Here is a 19,801-nt window from a genome sequence, read left to right as displayed (position 1 = left end):
CATTCGCAGAGGGTTCGCCGTCCAACCGGTACTCGCTGGAGGTCTGGCAGCGCGTCGCCGGGTCCGGCTCGTGCGACCCGTCCGGAGCGCAGCGCTACATCTACAACGCGTGGCCCAACGTCGGCGCCTCCCGCATCGGCACGTACACCGTGGAGAACGGACGGTCCACCCTCCAGATCCAGTCCGAGACACAGGCGGTTTCCACGACACCGACCATCGGGTGGGGTGACGGGCCGGGGTCCACGTCCTGGCTCCCGGTGGGGGAGTCGGCCCGAGCCGGCGAGCACTGGCTGTGGAACATCACGACTACTCCGCCACCGGCGCCGCAGGTCAACCCGCTGACGCTGACGTGATCCTGACCAGCGAGCAGCACTGGGTCTGCCCCAACTGCCCGGCCACAGCCGTGACAGTCGGGGCAGACAACCGTTTCCACACATGTCCCGGCCTCGCCGGCCTGCTCGCCCCGATGGTCCTGGAGGGGGTGCGGGCCCGCGTGCGGGCCGTGGTTCGGGAGGACTACGTCGGCGGCGAGGACGTGCGGTACGACGACGAAGGGCGGCCGGTGATGTCCGTGGTCACGGAGCGGGACGACGGACGGGACTGCGTGGCCTTCGCCCCCACCGCGCACGTGAGGAAGGTCTGAGCGATGGCGTGGACGGACAGCAGGGCCTTCCGGTCGTGGGTCCAGGGCCCGATGATGCAGGCCTCCGGGACCGGCTACACGGGCCTAGACTCCGACACCGTCAAGGTCGCCCTGTTCGACAACACCGTCACCCCGGACCGGGACGCGGTGACCGCCGAGACCGGGTACGGCACGGGCACCTGGACGACGGCGCGCGAGATCTCCGGCGGTACCAACTGGCCCGCCGGCGGCCGGGCCCTGACCTCCAAGACCTTCACCACCCCAGAGGCGGGGGTGGTGATGTTCGACGCGGCCGACCTCCCCGCCGCAGGCACCGTCACCCTGTCCGACGCGTACGGCTGCCTCATCTACGACGACTCCATCGTTGGCGGCACGGTCGCCGATCAGGGCGTGGCCTACCTCTACTTCGGCGGCCCGCAGCCGGTTGTCTCGGGCTCGTTCACTGTGGTCTGGTCGAGCAACGGCATCGCGCGGTTCGCAGCCTGACAGGGAGGGCACCGTGGCTGAACTCGGGCCGTGCGAGGCGTGGCCGATCTACTGGACGTGCGACGTCTCGGCCTACTCACCTGAGCTGACCGGGTACGCGGTGTCCGCTGCCACGCGGGTGCTGTGGGCGTTGTCCGGGCGCCGTTTCGGGCAGTGTGAGGCGACTCTGCGGCCGTGCGCGGACGACTGCGGCGACTGGACGTCCATCCCGCTGTGGGACTGGCGGGCCGGCTACTCGATGCCTCCGTGGGACTTCTACCGCACGCCGTACTGCGCCGGCGGTTGTTCGTCCGGCTGCTCGTGCAGGCACATCCCTACCGTCCGGCTGCCCGACAGTGTGAGCCGCGTCGTGGAAGTGCGGCTGGACGGCGCGCCGATGGTGACTGGCTCTTACCGGCTGGACGGCGCGGCGTTGATGCGGACCGATGGCGAGCCGTGGCCGCGCTGCAACAATCTCGCCCTGGACGACAGTCAACCGGGCACCTGGTCGGTGACGGCTGTGTTCGGCGAGGATGTGCCGGACTCCGGCCGCCTCGCGATGGGCGAACTCGCCTGCGAGATCCTCAAGGCCGGCTCCGGCGTCGACTGCCGTCTGCCCCCGGGCGTGACGCAGCTCGTCCGCCAGGGCGTCACGATCCAGTACCCGGACATGGGTCAGCTTCTCAAGGACGGCCGTACCGGCTTGTACCTCGTGGACCTGTTCCTGGCCTCCGAGAACCCGGACGGCCTACGCCGCCGGGCCCGTGTCTACGACGTGGACCGGATGCTGAGGAGGCGACTGTGATCGACGGCCCTGCGCGCTGGTACACCCTGGGCACTTACCTGGTGACCGCTGTCCGCGACGGCCTGTCGTCCAAGCCGAATCGCTCGGGGCAGGTCCCCGGCGAGATCGCCTGGGACTCCTGCGACTGTGGCGGGATGCTCGCCGTATCCCTGTCCAGGCTGTACCTCTCTGAGACGTTCCCCGAGGAGTCCGAGGCGGTGAACGGCGCCTGCCAGCCGCCGTACGAGGTCGGGCAGTTCACCGTGGCGGTGGTGCGCTGCGCACCGAACCCGGACGGCGTGGAGGCCGCCCCGCCGGCCGACGAGCTGGACACGGCGGCGGGGCTGCTGCTCCAGGACGCCACCGAGATGCTGGGCGCCGTGTCCGCCGCGCTGTGTCGCCTGAAGGAGGACGACGAGGTGCTGGACTACCTGGTGACACCGGTGGAGCCGGTCGGCCCCGAGGGCGGGTGCGTCGGGGTCAACATGACCGTGCGCATCGGTCTGGCGCTCTGATGCCGGCCGCGCGCATCGAGATCCGGGCCGGCGGTGTCAACGAGCTGCTGCTGGCGCCGGACTCGCCGGTGATGAAGGAGCTGGTCCGCAAGGCCCGCCGGGTACAGCGCAACGCCCGGCGCATGGCTCCGGGGAAGATGGGCCGCCGGGTGAAGGCGGTGGTCGTCGGCCGCCACGTGCGCGTGGAGTCCAACCACCCCGCCACGATGTACGTCATCAAGGGCACGAGGCCGCACCAGATCCGCCCGCGCACCCGGCAGGTGCTGAAGTTCACGACGAAGCGAGGCACGGTGTTCGCCCGCGTGGTCAACCACCCGGGAAATAAACCGAATGATTTTATGACAAAGGCTCTGCGGATGGGCTAGGTCTGACGGCGTTCAATCCGTCCCGCCACGCGGCGGTCAGCTCCGCGTCGTCGGTGTCGTCCCACAGCGTGGTGCCGGTCGCGACTCTCCACTTGCGCAAGCAGTGGGTGACAGCCCGGAGCACGTCGCAGGGAACTCGGGCCTCTTGCGGATCCGCGATTCCAGCCGCGTTCATGTACGGCCACAGGCGTGCCCGCAGGGGCTCGGCTTCGCCGCGTGTGTTCCGGGCGAGGCTGAGGCACTGCACAGCTCCGAGGAGGGCTGCGTACGACAGAGGGGCCGCGAGGACGATGCCCCGCTCGTCGGTGGCCTGGACAACGGGCGCCGGGGCGGATTCCTTGGTCATGGCACGAGCGTATCGGCGCAGCCGTTCACCGGTCCAAGAGACTCCGGAACGATCATGGTGTGCTGTGGGCTTACCGTGCGCGCCATGACCGAGATCCGGGACTTCAGCAAGCAGCGGAAGGACATCTCCTTCCGCGTCGATGAGGACGTGTTCCACGCCGCGCGGGGCATTCCGGCCGAGGTGCTGATGGCGTTCGCCTCCAAGTTCTCCAGCATGGACACGAACGCCACCGTGGACCAGCAGCTTGAGGCGTTCCGCTCGATGCTGGACGTCGTGCTGCTGCCCGATTCGCTCGCGCGGTTCAACGAGAGGATGCGCGACCGGGCAAACCCTATCGAGATCGACCAGGTGGAGGACATCGTCACCTGGCTGATGGAGCAGTACGGGCTCCGCCCTACCGAACTGCCCTCCTCCTCGCAGGATGGGCCGCCCGACCCGGTACCTGGCATTACCTCGATGGCCAGTACACCGGCCGAGGTATCGATCTCCGCCAGCTCCCCGTCGATCGCTTCCTGAACCTCGTCTACTACGAGATGAGCCAGCGAACCGAGCCGCGCGAGGGGGAGCCCGAGGAGGCCGCGCAGAAGCGGCTCGACTCCGAGCTGAGTGTCCACCTGTGGCGCGTCCCGGGGCAGGAAGCGCCCAAGCCGGTGGAGATCGAGGAAGGCGCTCCCTGGTGGTGGAACGGCGAGGAGGACGCCTCGCAGCAGTTCCTCGCAGCTCAAGGGGTGGTGTTGTAGATGGCCGGAGTGCTGATCGGGACCGGCTTCGTCCGCATCGACGCCGACACGTCCCCGGCCATGAAGGCGGTCAAGGGGCTGGGCTCCATCGCGGCGAGCGCCCTGTCCACGTCGCTCCTGCCCATGACGGCAGCCGTGACGGCTGGCGTCGGCGCCATGACCGCATCCCTGGCTTCCGCCGGCGCGGCTGGCGGCGCCTTCGCGGCGGCCGTCGCTCCTCAGTTCAAGAAGATCACCGAGGCCAGCGAGAAGCTGGAAACGGCTGAGGAGAACAACGAGAAAGCCACCATCGCCAAGGCCCACGCCCAACGGCTGGCCAAGGAGATGGGCGTCAAGTACGGCCAGCAGATCAAGATCACCTCCAAGATGTCGGAGGAGTCCAAGGCCAAGGCGCAGGAGTACAACAAAGCGGTGCGCGAGGTCGCCACCGCTACCAACGTCGCCCGCAAGTCGCAGGCCATCTACGACGAGAAGATGAAGGCGATGACGCCGGCCACCAGAGACACGGCCAAGGCGTTCCAGAACCTGAAGGACGACATAGACAAGTGGTCGGACAGCCTGTCGTCGACCACGATGCCGATCTTCACCGCCGGGATCAACAAGGTTCGGGAGCTGTTGCCCAAGCTGACCCCGTTCGTGAAGATCGCCTCCCGGGAGATCAAGGAATTCGTTTCGTCGTTCAGCTTCGGCCAGGCGGGCCGCGTCTTCTCCGAGTTCGGCCGGAACCTCCAGGGCAACGCGGGCAGCGCCCTGGGCAACCTCCTCGACACCATCCGGAACGTGACGGTGGGCGTCGTCGGCATGATCAATGCCTTCATGCCGGTGCAGTCGGACATGTCCGGCGGGCTGGTCGAGCTGACGGACAGGTTCGCTACCTTCGGCGCGAACCTCGGGCAGAGCGAGGGGTTCGCGACGTTTCTGGAGCGGGCGCGCGGGGCCGTCCCGGCCCTGAAGGACATCGGTTCGGCCATCGCCGACGTCGTCTCCGCCGCCGGGCCGATGAGCGGCTTCGGCCTGCTCATGCTCCAGGTCTTCTCACAGCTCGTGTCGGCCATCCCCACGCCGGCGCTGAAGCTGCTCGTCCCGGCGATCCTCGCCGTCAACGCGGGCATGAAGCTGTACCGGATCTACCAGGCAGCGGCAGCGACGGCATCGTGGCTCTTCACCACCTCGGTCACCACGTCTACCGGCGCCGTCTACGCCAACCGCCTGGCCCTCGTCGGCCACCGGCTCGCCCTGATCGGCAACCGCATCGCCACCACGGCCTCCACGGTGGCCACCCGCGTATGGGCCGCAGCCACCTGGACCGCCAACATGGCCTCCCGAGCAGCGGCGCTGGGCCTGCGGCTGCTCACCGGCGTGCTGCGTGTCGCCCGCGTGGCTGTGCTGCTGACGGCGGGCGCCATGCGCGCCCTCGCGATCGCCATGCTGACCAACCCTGTCGGCATCATCATCACCGCCCTGATCGCGCTCGGCGCCGCGTTCTTCATCGCGTGGAAGAAGTCGGAGGCGTTCCGCGACGGCGTAAAGGCCGTCCTCAACGGGGCCAAGGACGTCGGCATCGCGGTCGGCGGCTGGTTCGCCGGACCGTTCGTCCGGTTCTTCACGGAGAAGATCCCCGGCGCCTTCCAGGCCCTGCTCAACTGGGTGCAGACCAAGTGGACCGCCCTCGTCAGCCTGATGTCTCTGCCGGTGCAGATGGGCGTGCGGTACATCCTGGACCGGTGGGAGATCCTGCGGGCCGGAATGTCCGCCGTCTGGGGCGCGATCCGCTCCAACGTCCTCAACCCCATCGGGAACTTCTTCACTAAGACCATCCCGAGCTGGGCCGCGTACGTGCGGGACTTCGTCGTGCACACCTGGAACGTCATCCTGGAGCGGCTCAGTACCGTGTACCAGGGGCTGAAGAACAGGTTCTTCACGCCCATCGGCAACTTCTTCACCAAGGTGGTCCCCGGCTGGGCGGGCACCGTACGCGATCGGGTGGTGGGCGCCTGGAACGGACTGCGCGACCGGCTCGCCGGCGTCTACAGCTCCGTCCGCTCCAAGGTCTTCACCCCCATCGGCAACTTCTTCACCCGGACCATCCCCGGCTGGGCGGGCACGGTGCGCAACCGGGTGTCCGGAACCTGGAACGGGCTGCGTAACAGCCTCGTCGGTGTCTACGGCTCCATCAAGTCCAGGGTCTTCACCCCCATCGGCAACTTCTTCACACGGACCATCCCGGGCTGGGCGAAGACCTTGCGGGACAAGGTGCACGGCTTCTTCCGGTCCATGCGCGACGGCATCGGCACCATCTGGAACGGGATCAAGTCCAAGACGAAATCGCCCATCAACTGGGTTTTGGATCATGTGTGGAACCGTGGCCTGGTCAGCGTCTGGGGCAAGATCGCCGGGTGGGTCGGGCTGAAGAACAGCCTGAAGAAGGTCAAGATGCTGGCGGCCGGCGGCACAGTCGGCCCCCGTCGGGCCGAGCCGGGGGTGTTCAGCAAGCCGACGGCGATTGTCGGCGAGGGCAACCCCCGGTATCCGGAATTCGTGATCCCCACCGATCCCCGGTACGCCACGCGGGCGCGCGGTCTGTGGGAGGCGGCTGGCGCGCACTTCTACGCGGAGGGCGGCATCCTCGGCACCATCAAGGGCGCCATCGGCAGCGTGTTCGACACCGGTAAGTCCCTCAGCAAGGTAGCCCTGTCCTTCCTGTCCGACCCGGTGGACAAGGCCAAGGACATGCTGATGGGCCCGCTGAAGGGCATGACCAGGGCCATCGGTTCCAGCGCGTGGGCGAAGATGGCGGCCAGGCTGCCGCGCATGGCCGTGGACGGCCTCATCCGGGCCGTGAAGTCGGTTGGTTCGGACCTTCTCGGCCTCGGCGGCGGTGGCCCGGTCGACATCGGCGGTTCCGGTGTGAAGCGCTGGACGGGCGTCGTGCGGCAGGCGCTCGGGCTCGTCGGCCAGCCGCTGTCCCTGACGAACACCACGCTGCGCCGTATGAACCAGGAGTCGGGCGGCAATCCGCGCGCCGTCAACCTCCGGGACATCAACGCCAAGCGCGGCTATCCGTCGGTCGGTCTCATGCAGGTCATCCGGCCCACCTTCCAGGCCCACGCCGGCCGGTTCCGGAAGACCGGGCCGTTCATGTACGGCACGTCTATCAACCCGCTCGCCAACGTGTACGCCTCGATGCGCTACGCGTTGTCGGCCTACGGCAACCTCTCACGTGCCTACAACCGGCCCGGCGGCTACGCGACCGGCACCGACGGTGCGTCGACCGGATGGCACTGGGTCGGCGAGACGGGCCCCGAGTTGCTGAAGCTTCCCGCCGGGGCCCGCGTGCGCAGTCACCGCGCCTCCGTGCGCCAGGCCGCTACATCCGTCGCCCCCGCCGTGGTCCACCTGACCGTGGAGAACCACGGGGTGATCGGCTCTCAGCAGGAAGTGCTGAACTGGCTGGTGGCCTCCCTGGATCAGCTCAGCCGCCGCAACCGGCTGCCCCGAGGACTGAGGGGGACCGCGTAGATGCCTATCGCCTTCCGCTCCGTCGGTACCCGGCTCAAGGCTGATGTAGCCGTATCGGGTGCATCCCAACGGGTGCCGCTGCCTCCCGGTCACACGACCGACGACTTCCTGCTGATGGTGGTTGTCACCGACGATGACGCCGCGCCGTCGTTGTCGTCGAACTGGCTGTACCTCGGCAAGGCGGATGCGGGGTCATCCACGTCGACCCTGGCCAAGGTGCAGACCCGTGTGTATTACCGGCGCGACACGGGCGCTCTCGGGTCATACGTCACGGTGGACTTCAACACCAGCCCCTGGCCCGCCGGCTCGCCGTACGTACTGGCCTTCATCGCCGCGTACACCGGCGTGGACACTGCGGGCCCCATCGAGAAGTGGGGTGCCGTCGGCACCGCGAACACGGCCGCGACGCAGGTCCATCCTCAGCTCACCACCGTGGTGAGCGGGGACTGGCTGCTGACTCTGCGCACGGGCTCCGCCTGGCAGGCCCGGACCGTCACCGTCACGGGTGGCACGAACACTGAGCGGGTCGACGACACCGACGGCTTCGGAGAACTGTTCGCCGCACTGTACGACTCCGGGGCAGCGCTCAACCCGGGCGCGCAGACGCAGCGCTCCACGACCTCGGCCGGCGGGGACGCCGTGTGCCAGGGCGGCTCGACGATGTGGTCCCTGGCGCTCAAGCCGGTCACAGCCGCTGCCGCCACCGTCGCCCTTCCAGGCACCGCGTCCGTGACGGCCACGGCCTACAACCCGGCAGTGGCTACCGCTCCGGGCGGGTGGGAGCTGTGCGGGGAGCAGGGCCTGCCGCGCTACCGGGTCGGCATCGACTGGAACGCGGACGGCATCCCTGAGGGCGTCGAGGAACTGGCGGACACGTGGGCCACGGACTCCTTCAGCCGCACGGCGACGGACGGCTGGGGCACTGCTGACAGCGGGCAGGCATGGGCGACCGACGGCGGGCTGGTGTCGGACTACGCGGTCTCCTCGGGGACCGGCCGGCACCTGCATGCCACCAACAACGTCACCCGCTACACCCTGCTGCCGTCCGACCGGGAGGACGTGGACCTGGCCGTCGACTTCTCCATGGACCAGCGGCCGGCTGCCGCAGGCCAGGTCCATTACGTGTTCCTGTTCGCCCGCGAGGCATCCGGCAGTTTCTACTACGCCCGTCTCCAGATCCCTTCCGGCGAGGACCTGACCAGCCTCAGCCTGCGCAAGATCGTCGCCGGTGGGAACGAGCCGGCGCTGGCGACCGCGTACCCGATGACGCTGTCCCCGGGGACGTCGTACCGGTTCCGCTTCCGGCTCACCGGCCAGACCCTGCGCGCCAAGGTCTGGAACCCCTCGGGAGCCGAGCCCGACTGGCAGGCGACCGCCACAGCCTCCTCCGGGTCACTGCTCACAGACGCGGGGCGTGTCGGGGTGATCTCCTACACATCGTCCAGCGCGCTCCCGGTGACGTTCTCGTTCGACAACTTCCGGGCGTCCGACCCGGCCGACCCCGAGGACGTCACCGAGGACATCATCAGCGAGATCTCCATCACCTACGGGCGGGACCAGGAACGCCAGCTCAGCCCGGCGGCCGTCGGCTCGGCCGCTCTCACGCTGAACAACTCGACCCGGAAGTACAGCCCGGAGAACACGGCGAGTCCGTTGTACGGGGATCTGGACCCGGCGAGGCTGATGCGCACGAGCGTGGACTTCAACGGCCAGACCACCGACCTGTTCAACGGCCGCATCGACGACTACAACGTGCACGCCGACTACGCCGACAGGACTGCGGAGTTCACCTTCCTCGACGCGTTGAACGACCTGTCCGGCATCAAGCTGTCCACCGGCGTCTACGCGTCCATGCGCACCGGCGAGCTGGTCAACACGATCCTGGATCTGGCCGGGTGGACGGCCGGGAGGGACATCGACCAGGGCGCCACGGTGGTGCGGTACTGGTGGGCGGAGGGCGCCGACGCCCTGAGCGCCATCAACGACCTGGTGAAGAGCGAGGGCCCGCCGGCGGTCGCCTACGTCGCGCCGGACGGCACGTTCACCTTCCGTGACCGGCACCACCGGCTGCTGCGCACGCAGTCCCGGGAGACCCGCGCGACGTTCACCGGCGGCCGGCTGGAGGACTGCACGGCCGGGGCTCCGGCCGCGACGGGCTACGACTTCACCAAGCCGTTCACCTACTCCCACGGCTGGCGCGACATCGTCAACGCGGTGACGTTCGATGTGGAGGAGCGCACCCCGGCGGCGTCGCTGGAGGCGGTGTGGACGGACGAGTCCACCTACGCCCTGGCGGCCGGGCAGTCCGTGCAGATAGAGGTCACCTCTTCCGACCCGTTCGTGGACGCCGTCATCCCGCTGAGCGGGACGGACATCACCTACAGCGCGTCCGGCGCGGCGTGGGTGTGGGCGCTGCTGAGCCGGAGGTCGGGGGCATCGGCCACGCTGACGCTGCGGGCCGTGGGCGGCCCGGTGACGGTCACCGCCGTCCAGCTCCGGGCCCGGCCACTGGCCGTGCAGCGCACGGTGAAGGTGTCGCTGACCGACCCCGGCTCTGTCACCCGGCACGGGGAGCGGTCCTACCCGGACAGTGCGCCGTGGGCGGGCCCGGAGGACGCCGAGGCCATCGCCAACATGATCCTGCTGCACTACGGGCACCGGCGGCCCACCGTCCAGCTCCGTGTCACCAGCCAGGATCCCGCGCACTTCATGCAGGTGCTCCAGCGCACCGTGAGCGACCGCATCCGCATCGTCAACGAGGAGATGGGGCTGGACAGCGACTTCTTCGTGGAGCGGGTGACGCACACGATCCAGCGCACCGGCCAGCCGGGCCGGGCCCCGGTGCATTCGGTGGTCCTCGGGTGTGAGCGGGACCTGGTGACGCCGTCGAATGTGTTCACGTTCGACGTGCGCGGCGCCGGGTTCGACCAGGGCGTGTTCGACCTGACGGTGGCCGATGCCCCTGGCGAGGTGTTCGTGTTCGACGACCCGGTCCAGGGCCAGTTCGACCGTGGCCGGCTCGGTACGTGATGAGGAGACAGCGATGGGGATGGAAGTACCGCACGAGCGAACGCCGGTGGCTCGCGCGTACGTCTACGGCGGGGAGTGGGTGGCCGACTGCCCGAGGCCGGGCCCGGAGCCGGGTCGGGCGGGATGCGGCAACGCGGAGTTCCTGTACCGGCCTTCGCGCATGGGCGGCCCGAGGGACCGGCCGGTGGAGTTCTTCATGTGCTCGCACTGCGGGATGCAGGCGCCCGTGGTGTGGCCGGACAACCAGCACGCCATCCTCGCGGTGCTCGGCCGGCGGCCGGTGCCGGGGACGCGCAACTGGTACCCGAGCGACCACCCCGTGGCGGTCCGATTCAGCCTCCCGCATGGGCAGAGCGTGCGCGATCTGGAGGACGAGAACGAGGCCCACGGTGTGCGTTGATGAGGCGTCAAGGCGCCGTGGGGACCACGCGGAAACGTTAGGCACAGTAAGGGTTAAGGCTGAAAGTATGCAGGTCAGACCCTGCACCATGAACGTGTACCCGCTGTACCCTCTCCGTCTGTTAACGCTAAGAATGGCCTCACGTAAGCGTTATAGGGAGCAGAGGGTACAGCGGGTACAGAAACTGATTCGTTTCGATAACCGGGCTTCGGAGGTGGCCTGAACGATGGCCTGGAGCGCACCTATGACCGCCGTCGCCGGGGCGACCTTCACGGCGGCTCAGTTCAACCAGTTCGTCCGCGACAACCTCGCCGAGACGGCGCCGGCCAAGGCGACCGCCGCGTCCCAGCTCTTCGTCTCCACGGGTCCGAACGCGATCACCACCCGGGTCCCGTCAACGGCGTCCGTCGCCACCCTCCAGTCCACGACCTCGTCCAGCTTCGTGGACCTCACCACCGTGGGCCCCCGGGTCACCGTCGACACCGGCACCATCGCGCTGGTCTGGTTCGCCGCCAGCCACGCCCACAGCATGGACAACAACGAAACGGCCTGCTCCGTCGCCGTGTCCGGCGCCTCCACCGTGGCGGCGAGCAACGCGTGGCAGCACAGTGTCGACGGCATCACAGCGACGAACTTCGTGCGCGGCGGCAGCTTCCACGTCTTCACCGGCCTCGCCGTCGGCAGCAACACCTTCACCATGAAGTACCGCGTCGGGGCAACAGGCACGGCATCGTTCCGGGACCGCGAGATCGCGGTCCTGCCGCTGTAGGGGAGGAGACTGGCCATGGCATGGACAGCACCCATGACCGCCATCGCGGGCTCCGTCTTCACGGCGGCCCAGTTCAACCAGTTCGTCCGCGACAACCTCGCCGAGACCGCGCCCGCCAAGGCGACCACGCCCGGCGGCTACTTCGTCACCACGGCCACGAACCAGATCGCCGAGCGCTCCGGTGCGATCGCTACTCAGCTCACCAACGACAGCACGACGTCCACGTCCTACACCGACCTGGACACCACCACCGGCCCGTCCCTCACCGTGGCCACCAGCAACTGCGCCGTGGTCATCATCTCCGCCTCGATAAGCAACACAGCGAACGTGTCCGCGCGCATGGCGTACGAGGTGAGCGGGGCGTCAGCCATCGCCCCGGCGGACAACCGGGGCGTGGCCACGTTCGGGGTGGCCGGCGTGGGCATCGTCGCCGCGAACGTGCTCTTCCACAACGACCTGACGGCGGGCAGCAACACGTTCACCGCGAAGTACCGCGTGGCCGGCGGAACGGGCAGCTTCACCTCTCGTCGTATCACCGTCCTGCCGCTCTAGGAGGCGCCGTGCCCGCTGGATACGTCACCGTCCGGGTCTACTACGAGCACGACACGGACGCCTGGTACGCCTCCGGCGACCGTTCCGAGGTCCGCGCCCGGCCGCTGACGGCCTCCAGCCGCGCGGCGGCCGAGACCGAGGCAGCCACGAAGCTGGCCGCGCTGGGGCTGAGCCCCGTCGGCTCGTGGACCTACATGGGTGACGACGAGAGCGGCAGCCGCGCCGTGTTCGCCCGCGCCGGGTCCAGCGACGCCGTCAAGTCCGTCCTCGCCCTGTTCTGGACCACCCACCGGGAGCTGCTCGGCAAGCTGGGCGTCAACGTTCCCGCCCTGCCCGCCGCCCAGCGCGCTCTGCTCTTCAGCCAGGACGTGATGCTCGTCGGGCTGGTGCGCACCCTGGTGGACGAGGGCTCCCTGACGGACGACGACATAGCCGCCGCGTGCAGCGCCGTCCAGGCCGCCGACTTCTCCTGGCTGAGCGGACTGTAGGGCGCCATGGACGGCTTCACCGCGTTCCTCACCCCTACCCTCGGCGCCGGGGGCGTCATCATCCTCGTCGTGCTCATGGTGCTGCGCGGCGCGCTCGTACCCCGGCCCACTGTCGACATGGTGGTGCAGGCGAAGGACCGGCAGATAGAGATGTTGCAGGCCCTCGCCGACGGCCGCCAGGAGATGATCGACATTCAGCAGGCCCAACTCGACATGCTGATGGGCACCGCACAGACCACCAACCGCGTTCTGGACGCCGTCGGCGAAGCGGCCCGGCTCAACCGGGGAGGTGGCGGCCGTGCCCTGGATCAGGCGCAGGAAGGGTGAGACGGCCCACGAGCAGGCAGCCGACGAGGTACAGGCCGTCCAGGAGGCGCTGCAATCGCTGGAGCGGGATCTTGCCCAGGCCCGTGCCCGTACGGCGGTGATTTCGGAGATTTCACGTACCCTGCGGCGGCTGGGCGAGCGCAACCACTTCGCCCCGTTGATCAAGGACGCACTTGGGGGCAAGTTCCGATGACGTCAGGGGAGACGGTGAACCTGTGGGGCAGTGCGATCGCTCTGGTCGGCTGCCTCTCCTTCGTCGCCGTCTACAGCCTGCTCGCCCGGTGGTGGCGGGACCCGGTCGGCCGGCTGCTCGTCATCAAGGCTCTTGCCATCGCCGCCTTCATGGCCATCTCCATCTGCGTCACCGCGCTCGGAGCCGACGTCGCGGTGCTGCGCTTCGTGCGCGGCATCCTCGCGGCCCTGTTCGGGGCGCTGATGATCTATCAGGCGTGGCTCGTGGGCCACACGCAGATCAAGGGAGCGCGCCGTGGCGTCGCCGATGACACCTGACACGTTCATACGCATCCTCCGCGAGGAGGGCGTGAAGGTCTCCGAATACCCGGGCTGGCGCACCCGCTCGCGCGACGCGGCTACGGGCCTGACCTTCGGCCCGGTGCGGATGATCCTCAACCACCACACCGCCGGCTCGAACAGCCGGGACATCGTCGCCAAGAACGGCGTCCCCGGGCTGCCCGCGCCGCTCGCTCACATCCACCTCGCGAAGTCGGGTCTGGCCACGATGTGCAGCGCGGGCCGCGCGAACCACGCCGGGCCGATGGGCGTCAACGCCTACCAGTCGTTCCGCGACGAGTCGTCCACGCACCCGGCGCCGTCCCGCGCCTCGGGCACCATCGACGGCAACGACGTCTCCTACGGCGTCGAGACGGAGAACCTGGGCAACGGAACGGACGTCTACCCGCGCGTTCAGTACGACGCGTGGGTGCGCATCAACGCCGCCGTCTGCCGTCACTACGGCTGGTCGGCCGAGTCGGTCGCCTGCCACAAGGAGACGAGCGTAGAGGGCAAAGTCGACCCGCGCGGCCCGGTGGAGGGCTACGGCTCGCGCGGCCGGTTCGAGTACACCCCGAAGCAGTTCCGCGCGGACGTCGCCGAGCGTCTGCGCCACGAGCCCGGCTGGGGCCCCGGAGAGGACGAGGACATGGCACTGAGCAGCACGGACATAGACAAGATCGCCGACCGGGTGGTGGCCAAGCTGCTCGCCGGCGGCGGTGCGCTGGAGGGTGGTGACATCCGGCGGTTCTTCACCACGGACGAGATCCTCACCGCTCCCGCCGACTCCTCGGACTACGCGACGAACAAGCACTGGACGTTCGCCACGCACGTGCAGTCCACCACCACGGCGGTGCGCGAGGTGCGGGCGCAGGTTCGCTCCAACGGCGAGCAGATCACCGAGCTGAAGCAGGCCGTGGACGCGATCAAGTCCAAGCTGGGGGCGTGAGGATGTCCCAGGACGCGAGGATGCGCGCGGTCATCGACGACGCGGTGGAGCAGGCCGTCGCGCCGCTGAAGGACCGTGTGGAGGAGCTGGAGAGCCGTCTGCGGGCCGTGGAGGAGTCCGGCGGTCCGTCGCCTGCCGAGCCGCCGAAGCGGCCGTCTGCGGGCCGTACAGCCAGGGGCAGAGGGCCGTCGGAGGGTAAGGCCGGCGAAGCCGCTACGGCCGGCCGCTAGGCCGGCGGGCGACCAGGGAACGGAGACCAGGGAGTGCGAGTCGTCACCTACCCGGCCGACACCGGCGGGTGTGGATACTTCCGGATCATCTGGGCTGCGGAGCTGCTCGCGGCGGCCGGGCACGACGTGGAGATCCGGCCGCCCGCCAACCGGGGACTGCGGCTTCAGATCGGCGCCGACGACCACGTGGAGGACGTCCTGGACGTGGACGGCGTGGACGTTTTCGTCTTCCAGCGCCTCACCCACCAGTGGATGGCCGAGGCCGTGCCGCTGCTGCGGGCCAAGGGCATAGCCGTCGTCGTGGACGTGGACGACGACCTGTCCACCGTCCACCCGCGTAACCCGGCCTACGAGTCGATGCACCCGCGCGGCGCCGGCAAGACGGGCCGGGGCGGTACGGTCCACCGGCACTCCTGGCAGCACCTCGCCGCCGCGTGCCGGGACGCCACGCTGGTGACAGTGTCCACGCCGGCGCTGCTGGAGCGCTACGCCCGGCACGGGCGCGGCCACGTCCTCTACAACCACCTGCCCGACACCTACTACGACGTCCCGCGCGTGGACCGGGACGTCATCGGCTGGCCTGCCGCGCTCGCGTCACACCCGGACGACCCAGCGGTGCTCGGCGGCGCCGTCGCACGCCTGGTCTCCGAGGGTGCGGACTTCCGTGTCGTCGGGGATCCGACCGGCGTGGGGCGGGCGTTCGGGCTCTTCCGTGACCCGCAGGGGCGTACCGGGGTGGACGTGGCCGGCTGGCCGGCGGCCGTGGCGGGGGACGTCGGCGTAGGGATCGCGCCACTGGCGGACACCGCGTTCAACCGGGCCAAGTCGTGGCTCAAGCCGCTGGAGATGAGCGCGCTCGGGGTCCCATGGGTGGCCTCGCCCCGTGAGGAGTACGTCCGGCTGCACAAGCTCGGCGCCGGTGTCGCGGGCGCTCTCGCCGACAGCCCCCGGCGCTGGTACCGCGAGATGAAGCGCCTGGTTGACTCACCGTCCCTGCGCGCGGAGCGGGCGGAGGCGGGCCGGGCCGTGGCCGAGGGCCTGCGGCTGTCCGACAACGTGTGGCGGTGGTGGGAGGCGTGGGAGAGGGCGCGCGAGGTGCAGAACGGGCACAAGGCGTGCGCAGCGTGATACAGCCCGTCAGGGAGAGCAATATCTGAACCAAAGAGGGCCGGGACGCCTCTCACTGAGGGGCGTCCCGGCCGCTACGTTGTTCCTTACTGACGGCCCTCCCCGCTGACATCGGGGAGGGCCGTCAGGCTATGGCGCGCACCGTGGTACGGGTACGCGGCTGCGCGGCCGACTCCCTCAGCCATGACAGACCGCAGGCCAGGCACAGCGCGTCGTCGCAGTTCTCCATGTCGACGACACGAGCTGACAAGCAGCTCGGGCACTTGGCTCTGTCCTTCTTCGCCTTGAGACGCCGACGCTCTGCCGTGTCGGTCCCGCCCCAATACCCGCGCAGCCCGTAGGTAAGCGCGTACCGCAGGCATGTCCCTCGAACGGAGCACGGGTTGCAGTGCGTACGGGCCTCTTCCAGACCCGCTTCGTCCTCCTTGTCGGGGACGAACGCTTCCAACGGGAGACCGTTGCACAGTGCGTCGTCTTGCCAACGAACCTCAGAAGCAGCGTAGCCGCTGCCCTGTCGCTGTATCACTTATCGACTCCTCGGACGCAGTGACACCTTCAGACCGCATCATTGCTGTGTGCACCGACGTTTGGAACGGCGCACACGTGCATAAATACGATCCTCGCTCTAAGTAAGAGACACGTTTCCGATTGTGAGTTACCCCAGCTCAGGAGCGGTCGCTTTCACCAATCGTCCACGATTGGCGAGCCTACGTACCAACTCGGCATATTCACAACGGAGTTGCGGCGGGCAACGCGGAGGGCCCCACTCCGGGCGTTCGGAGAAGGGCCCTCGCTATACCGGTCAGTCACCCGGTATAAAGCTCACCTAAGCTCTGGGGAGCGCTTTCACTCTCGGTTCTCTCCGCCGTCCCGGGCGGCCAGATACGCGTGCATCTCCTCGGGGCCCATCCGTCCTGTCACGCCGTCGCTGTACGGCGCCGTCCACGTCCCGCCGCCCAGCCGGCCGCCGTCGCCCCCGAGAACGACGTCCCGTCCCACAGCGGGAGCGTGCGGGATGGTCAGGCTCTTGGCGTTGACCCGCAGCACCTCGTACCACGTGCCCCTGTACCGGACGAAGTCGCCCTTGGCGAAGTCCGCAGGGGTCCAGACCTTGAAGCCCTCGGCCTCGGCGCGGGCGAGCAGCTTGCCCCAGTGCTCTATCCGCTCCTCCAGCTCCACGAGTTGCTGGTCCAGCTCTCGGGCGTAGTCCGAGCCCTCGCGGCACCGGTCCCGGGAGCGCCGCACGCGGCGCCGCTCGGTCTCCAGCTTCTCGATACGGCGCAGGGCCGCGACGGGGTCCTGAAGGAGTCCGCCAGCAGGTTGCCGGGGCGTGTACGTCTCGGAGTGATCTATGCCCATGGCGGGCCGCCTCCCCTTGTTCCTTGGTCCAGTTGCGGGTGCCCCGCCCATGGGGTGGACGGGGCACCAGGGCCGTGACCCGGCAGGGGGTGAGCCACGGCGTGGGCACGGAGTGTGCCAGTGAGTACTGCGATCGCCGAACGGCCAGCTCAGGCCGTCAGTTCGCGCCGCGTCCAGCCCTCGGCGTCGGCCCGGCGCAGCCACGCGGCGACGTCCTGCCGCGCCTCGGGCGAGAGCATCACCGTGGAGCCGTACGCCTTGCCGCGTGGGCCGGTCTGCACGCGGGCGGTACCGAACGGCAGCAGGCAGTCCAGGCGGGCCCATGTGTGCGTGTTCCAGACGACGGAGTACTCATCGCCGGACACGTCCAGGCGGCGGCTGTACAGCGTCCCCGGCCTGTCCCCGAGAGCGACCGGCTGCGCCTCGCCGGCGAACCACGCCGCGAGCGGGAGCACCCAGTCGGGCGACAGCAGCACGCCGCTGTGTCCACCGGCGAAGGGGCCCACCACGGTCATGAGCAGCTTGCCGTCCGCCGGGGTGATCCTCAACGCGGTCTCCCGGACGTTGCCAGGTGTCGTGAGTGCGTCCATGTGCCCTGCTTTCCTTGGTCAGCGATGCGGGTGAGGGGTGGCGTGCTCCCGGCCGGTCACGATCCGGCACTTCCGGGTTGAGGGCCCGACGGACATCCGTTATCCCACGGGAGCGGGTTGGGGCCGAACGGCCCCGGGGCGGTGCGGTCAGTTGGATGCGGCGAGGCGGTGCTGCTCCTCCACGCCGATGCGGGAGACGGTCAGCAGCATCTCGCCCTCGGCGCAGTCCGGACGGTCGTCGCGGCGGCAGTCGGCGCAGGCGGTGACGTGGGCCTGGTAGTCCGTGAGTCCGCCGTAGTACGGCAACGTCTCCACCAACTTCTGCTCGGGGACCTTCAACGCGGTCAGGCCCACCCAGCCCTCCAGCTCGGCGGCTTCCTGCATGTCGCCTGGGGTCCAGCTCGCCCACGTGGTCCGCATGGCTCCTCGATTCCTTGGTCAGACCCCGATCAGCCGGGGATGACTTAATTAAATCATAGGTCCCCGGTCGGGGCAATACCCGCGACCCTTCGGGCACAGCCCGGCCGGCGGTCGCTACGCTCTGGCTCGGACCACCGACCGAGGAACAGGGAGATACGGCATGGCGCGACTACCGGCCGAGGGCAAGCGCATCGGCATCATCGGCAAGGGCGGCAGCGGCAAGTCCACAGCGTGGGCGCACGTGCTCGCCTACTACGCGTCCATCGGCGTACCGGCCATTGGCCAGGACGCCGACGAGCCCGGCGAGAAGGAGAAGGGGAGCCTTCTAACCTGGAGCGAAAAGGTGGACATCGGCGCACCGGTCTACCGCGCTCCGGCCGCACCGAGGATCGGCGAGGAGGCACGGCGGCTGACCCCGCCACACGGACTCTGCCTCATCGACACCGGGGCGTGGGACCGCCGCAGCGGTAACACCCACTTCGCTGTCCTGGCCAACATCGATCTGTGCGTATTCGCCCTGCCGCCGACGCCGATGGAGATGGAGCGCGCAGGTTCTGTACTGCGGGCGTACAAGCAGATGCGGGACTTCGGCCTCACCCCGCCGCGCACGGTGTTCCTGCTCACCCTGGTCAACCCGAACCCCAACACGGCATCGACCAAAGAGACCCGGGACGACCTGGTGGCCGACAACTTCCAGGTACTGACCACCACGATCCCCCGCAAGGACGGCCGAGGCAGCTACGCCCAATCCTTCGGTACCAAGCCAGACGTGCGGCCTGGCAGCCCCATGGCCCGGCTCGGTGACGAACTCCTGCGGGAGGTGACCCGGTGAGCCCTACCGCTCAGCGTGTCAGCCGAACCAGCCTGCTTCTGGGTGACCGGGCGAAAGCCGAAGATGACGACGCGATCAATCCCCTGCTGCCCGTGGAGCGGGATGACCCATTCGCCCCGAAGCCGCTCGACCCGGCCGCCGTCACCGGCACGGCCGAGGAACGCCTGGCCGCGTTCGAGCAGGCCATCGACCAGGCTCAGGAGACCGCTGGCCGGTCGCTGAAGGCAGCGCGTGCGCGGTTCGTCGTGGAGGCGGGGACGGCTCTGCGCGCAATCCGCGACGAGGGGCTGTTCAAGCTGTCCCACGAGACGTTCGACGAGTACATCGCCGGCCGGTGGGATATGGACCGTAGCCGGGCCTATCAGCTCATCGACGCGGCCCCGGCCATGCTCGTCATGTCTAAAATTTTCGACACGCCGCCGGTGGAGTCACAGGCCCGCATGCTCGGCCCGGTCCTGGACGCCCACGGCGAGGAGGCCGTGCGGGAGGTCGTCGTCGCGGCGAAGCAGGCCGGGCCGAAGGTCACGGCGGCCACGCTCAAGGCGGCGGCCTTGCGCCTGCGCTACATCCCCAGCCAGTCGGACGGCGAGCCCGAGGACGAACCGACCGACCCGCCGACGGAGCACACGCCCGAGCAGGCCCGTGCCATCGTCCGGCTGGAGCAGGGCCTGGCCGCGCTGCGCGTCGCGCACAAGGCCCTGCGCGGCACGGTCGTCACCGACGCTCTGGCCGCCGACCGGGAGCGCGGCCTGGAGCTGGCCCGGCAGGTGGCCTCCATCGCCGCGAAGATCGGCCGCCTCACGCCGTGACGGCACGACGAGGCCCCGGAGCCGTGAGGGC

26 protein-coding genes are annotated in these 19,801 nt (G+C 69.2%); 22 read left to right on the top strand and 4 right to left on the bottom strand.

The genetic code is table 11. The features are described from left to right. The 20 genes from CCL05_RS44765 to CCL05_RS08925 all read left to right on the top strand — a co-directional run. The coding region (locus CCL05_RS44765; RefSeq protein WP_158102435.1) for a hypothetical protein at positions 1-353 on the top strand (353 nt) is incomplete at its 5' end. 50 nt (positions 354-403) lie between these two features. Next, positions 404-643 (top strand): hypothetical protein, encoded by a 240-nt coding sequence (locus tag CCL05_RS09015; protein WP_143589852.1) that lies wholly within the window; start codon positions 404-406, stop codon positions 641-643. Positions 644-646: 3 nt separating this feature from the next. Beyond that, positions 647-1,129 (top strand): hypothetical protein, encoded by a 483-nt coding sequence (locus CCL05_RS09010; protein WP_086559980.1) that lies wholly within the window; start codon positions 647-649, stop codon positions 1,127-1,129. Between the two features lie 13 nt (positions 1,130-1,142). Next, the gene (locus CCL05_RS09005; RefSeq protein ID WP_086559979.1) at positions 1,143-1,913 is read left to right on the top strand and encodes a hypothetical protein; all 771 of its coding nucleotides are present in this window, start codon (positions 1,143-1,145) and stop codon (positions 1,911-1,913) included. After that, positions 1,910-2,407, top strand: coding sequence for a hypothetical protein (locus CCL05_RS09000; RefSeq protein ID WP_086559978.1), 498 nt, complete (start codon positions 1,910-1,912; stop codon positions 2,405-2,407). The genes CCL05_RS09005 and CCL05_RS09000 overlap by 4 nt, the downstream gene beginning before the upstream one ends. Next, on the top strand, positions 2,407-2,772 hold the full coding sequence (locus tag CCL05_RS08995; protein ID WP_086559977.1) for a hypothetical protein: 366 nt from the start codon (positions 2,407-2,409) through the stop codon (positions 2,770-2,772). The genes CCL05_RS09000 and CCL05_RS08995 overlap by 1 nt, the downstream gene beginning before the upstream one ends. 430 nt (positions 2,773-3,202) lie before the next feature. Continuing rightward, the gene (locus tag CCL05_RS08990) at positions 3,203-3,634 is read left to right on the top strand and encodes a hypothetical protein (protein WP_143589851.1); all 432 of its coding nucleotides are present in this window, start codon (positions 3,203-3,205) and stop codon (positions 3,632-3,634) included. 17 nt (positions 3,635-3,651) lie between these two features. Continuing rightward, complete coding sequence (locus CCL05_RS08985) at positions 3,652-3,858, top strand: hypothetical protein (protein WP_086559975.1); 207 nt, start codon at positions 3,652-3,654, stop codon at positions 3,856-3,858. Continuing rightward, on the top strand, positions 3,859-7,377 hold the full coding sequence (locus CCL05_RS08980; protein ID WP_086559974.1) for a transglycosylase SLT domain-containing protein: 3,519 nt from the start codon (positions 3,859-3,861) through the stop codon (positions 7,375-7,377). 72 nt (positions 7,378-7,449) lie between these two features. Further along, on the top strand, positions 7,450-10,407 hold the full coding sequence (locus CCL05_RS08975) for a hypothetical protein (protein ID WP_086559973.1): 2,958 nt from the start codon (positions 7,450-7,452) through the stop codon (positions 10,405-10,407). 13 nt (positions 10,408-10,420) lie between these two features. Continuing rightward, positions 10,421-10,807 carry a hypothetical protein gene (locus CCL05_RS08970; RefSeq protein WP_086559972.1) on the top strand — a complete coding sequence of 129 codons (387 nt, stop codon included), beginning with the start codon at positions 10,421-10,423 and terminating at the stop codon, positions 10,805-10,807. A 244-nt stretch (positions 10,808-11,051) separates the two neighbouring features. Then, entirely contained in the window at positions 11,052-11,576 is a 525-nt protein-coding gene (locus tag CCL05_RS08965) for a hypothetical protein (protein WP_086559971.1), read from the top strand. 15 nt (positions 11,577-11,591) lie between these two features. After that, on the top strand, positions 11,592-12,128 hold the full coding sequence (locus tag CCL05_RS08960; RefSeq protein WP_143589850.1) for a RodZ family helix-turn-helix domain-containing protein: 537 nt from the start codon (positions 11,592-11,594) through the stop codon (positions 12,126-12,128). An 8-nt stretch (positions 12,129-12,136) separates the two neighbouring features. Then, entirely contained in the window at positions 12,137-12,616 is a 480-nt protein-coding gene (locus CCL05_RS08955; RefSeq protein ID WP_086559969.1) for a hypothetical protein, read from the top strand. 6 nt (positions 12,617-12,622) lie between these two features. Then, positions 12,623-12,943 (top strand): hypothetical protein, encoded by a 321-nt coding sequence (locus CCL05_RS08950; RefSeq protein ID WP_086559968.1) that lies wholly within the window; start codon positions 12,623-12,625, stop codon positions 12,941-12,943. Then, positions 12,915-13,136, top strand: a complete 222-nt coding sequence (locus CCL05_RS08945) for a DUF7620 family protein (protein WP_086559967.1) — start codon at positions 12,915-12,917, stop codon at positions 13,134-13,136. The genes CCL05_RS08950 and CCL05_RS08945 overlap by 29 nt, the downstream gene beginning before the upstream one ends. Continuing rightward, the gene (locus CCL05_RS08940; RefSeq protein ID WP_086559966.1) at positions 13,133-13,453 is read left to right on the top strand and encodes a putative phage holin; all 321 of its coding nucleotides are present in this window, start codon (positions 13,133-13,135) and stop codon (positions 13,451-13,453) included. Before CCL05_RS08945 ends, CCL05_RS08940 begins: the two co-directional genes overlap by 4 nt. Continuing rightward, entirely contained in the window at positions 13,443-14,402 is a 960-nt protein-coding gene (locus tag CCL05_RS08935; RefSeq protein ID WP_143589849.1) for a peptidoglycan recognition protein family protein, read from the top strand. Before CCL05_RS08940 ends, CCL05_RS08935 begins: the two co-directional genes overlap by 11 nt. After that, positions 14,399-14,632, top strand: coding sequence for a hypothetical protein (locus CCL05_RS08930; protein ID WP_143589848.1), 234 nt, complete (start codon positions 14,399-14,401; stop codon positions 14,630-14,632). The genes CCL05_RS08935 and CCL05_RS08930 overlap by 4 nt, the downstream gene beginning before the upstream one ends. A gap of 33 nt (positions 14,633-14,665) precedes the next feature. Next, a complete protein-coding gene (locus CCL05_RS08925; protein WP_086559963.1) occupies positions 14,666-15,760 on the top strand; it encodes a glycosyltransferase family protein in 1,095 nt (364 codons plus the stop codon). A 124-nt stretch (positions 15,761-15,884) separates the two neighbouring features. Here CCL05_RS08925 and CCL05_RS47415 read toward each other — a convergent pair whose 3' ends face one another. From CCL05_RS47415 to CCL05_RS08905, 4 genes are all read right to left on the bottom strand, one after another. After that, entirely contained in the window at positions 15,885-16,286 is a 402-nt protein-coding gene (locus CCL05_RS47415; protein WP_086559962.1) for a WhiB family transcriptional regulator, read from the bottom strand. Positions 16,287-16,606: 320 nt separating this feature from the next. After that, the gene (locus tag CCL05_RS08915) at positions 16,607-17,119 is read right to left on the bottom strand and encodes a hypothetical protein (protein ID WP_086559961.1); all 513 of its coding nucleotides are present in this window, start codon (positions 17,117-17,119) and stop codon (positions 16,607-16,609) included. Between the two features lie 149 nt (positions 17,120-17,268). Beyond that, positions 17,269-17,709 (bottom strand): hypothetical protein, encoded by a 441-nt coding sequence (locus CCL05_RS08910; RefSeq protein ID WP_086559960.1) that lies wholly within the window; start codon positions 17,707-17,709, stop codon positions 17,269-17,271. A 147-nt stretch (positions 17,710-17,856) separates the two neighbouring features. Then, positions 17,857-18,129, bottom strand: a complete 273-nt coding sequence (locus CCL05_RS08905) for a hypothetical protein (protein WP_086559959.1) — start codon at positions 18,127-18,129, stop codon at positions 17,857-17,859. A 160-nt stretch (positions 18,130-18,289) separates the two neighbouring features. Between CCL05_RS08905 and CCL05_RS08900 the strand changes: the two genes are divergently transcribed. Together CCL05_RS08900 and CCL05_RS08895 are read left to right on the top strand one after the other, a co-directional pair. Continuing rightward, on the top strand, positions 18,290-18,961 hold the full coding sequence (locus CCL05_RS08900) for a hypothetical protein (protein WP_086559958.1): 672 nt from the start codon (positions 18,290-18,292) through the stop codon (positions 18,959-18,961). Positions 18,962-19,053: 92 nt separating this feature from the next. Further along, on the top strand, positions 19,054-19,770 hold the full coding sequence (locus CCL05_RS08895) for a hypothetical protein (RefSeq protein WP_143589847.1): 717 nt from the start codon (positions 19,054-19,056) through the stop codon (positions 19,768-19,770). Positions 19,771-19,801: the final 31 nt, after the last annotated feature.

This window comes from Streptomyces africanus (assembly GCF_002150735.1).
Taxonomy (GTDB): domain Bacteria; phylum Actinomycetota; class Actinomycetes; order Streptomycetales; family Streptomycetaceae; genus Streptomyces; species Streptomyces africanus.
This window is presented reverse-complemented; position numbering and strand designations above follow the sequence as displayed.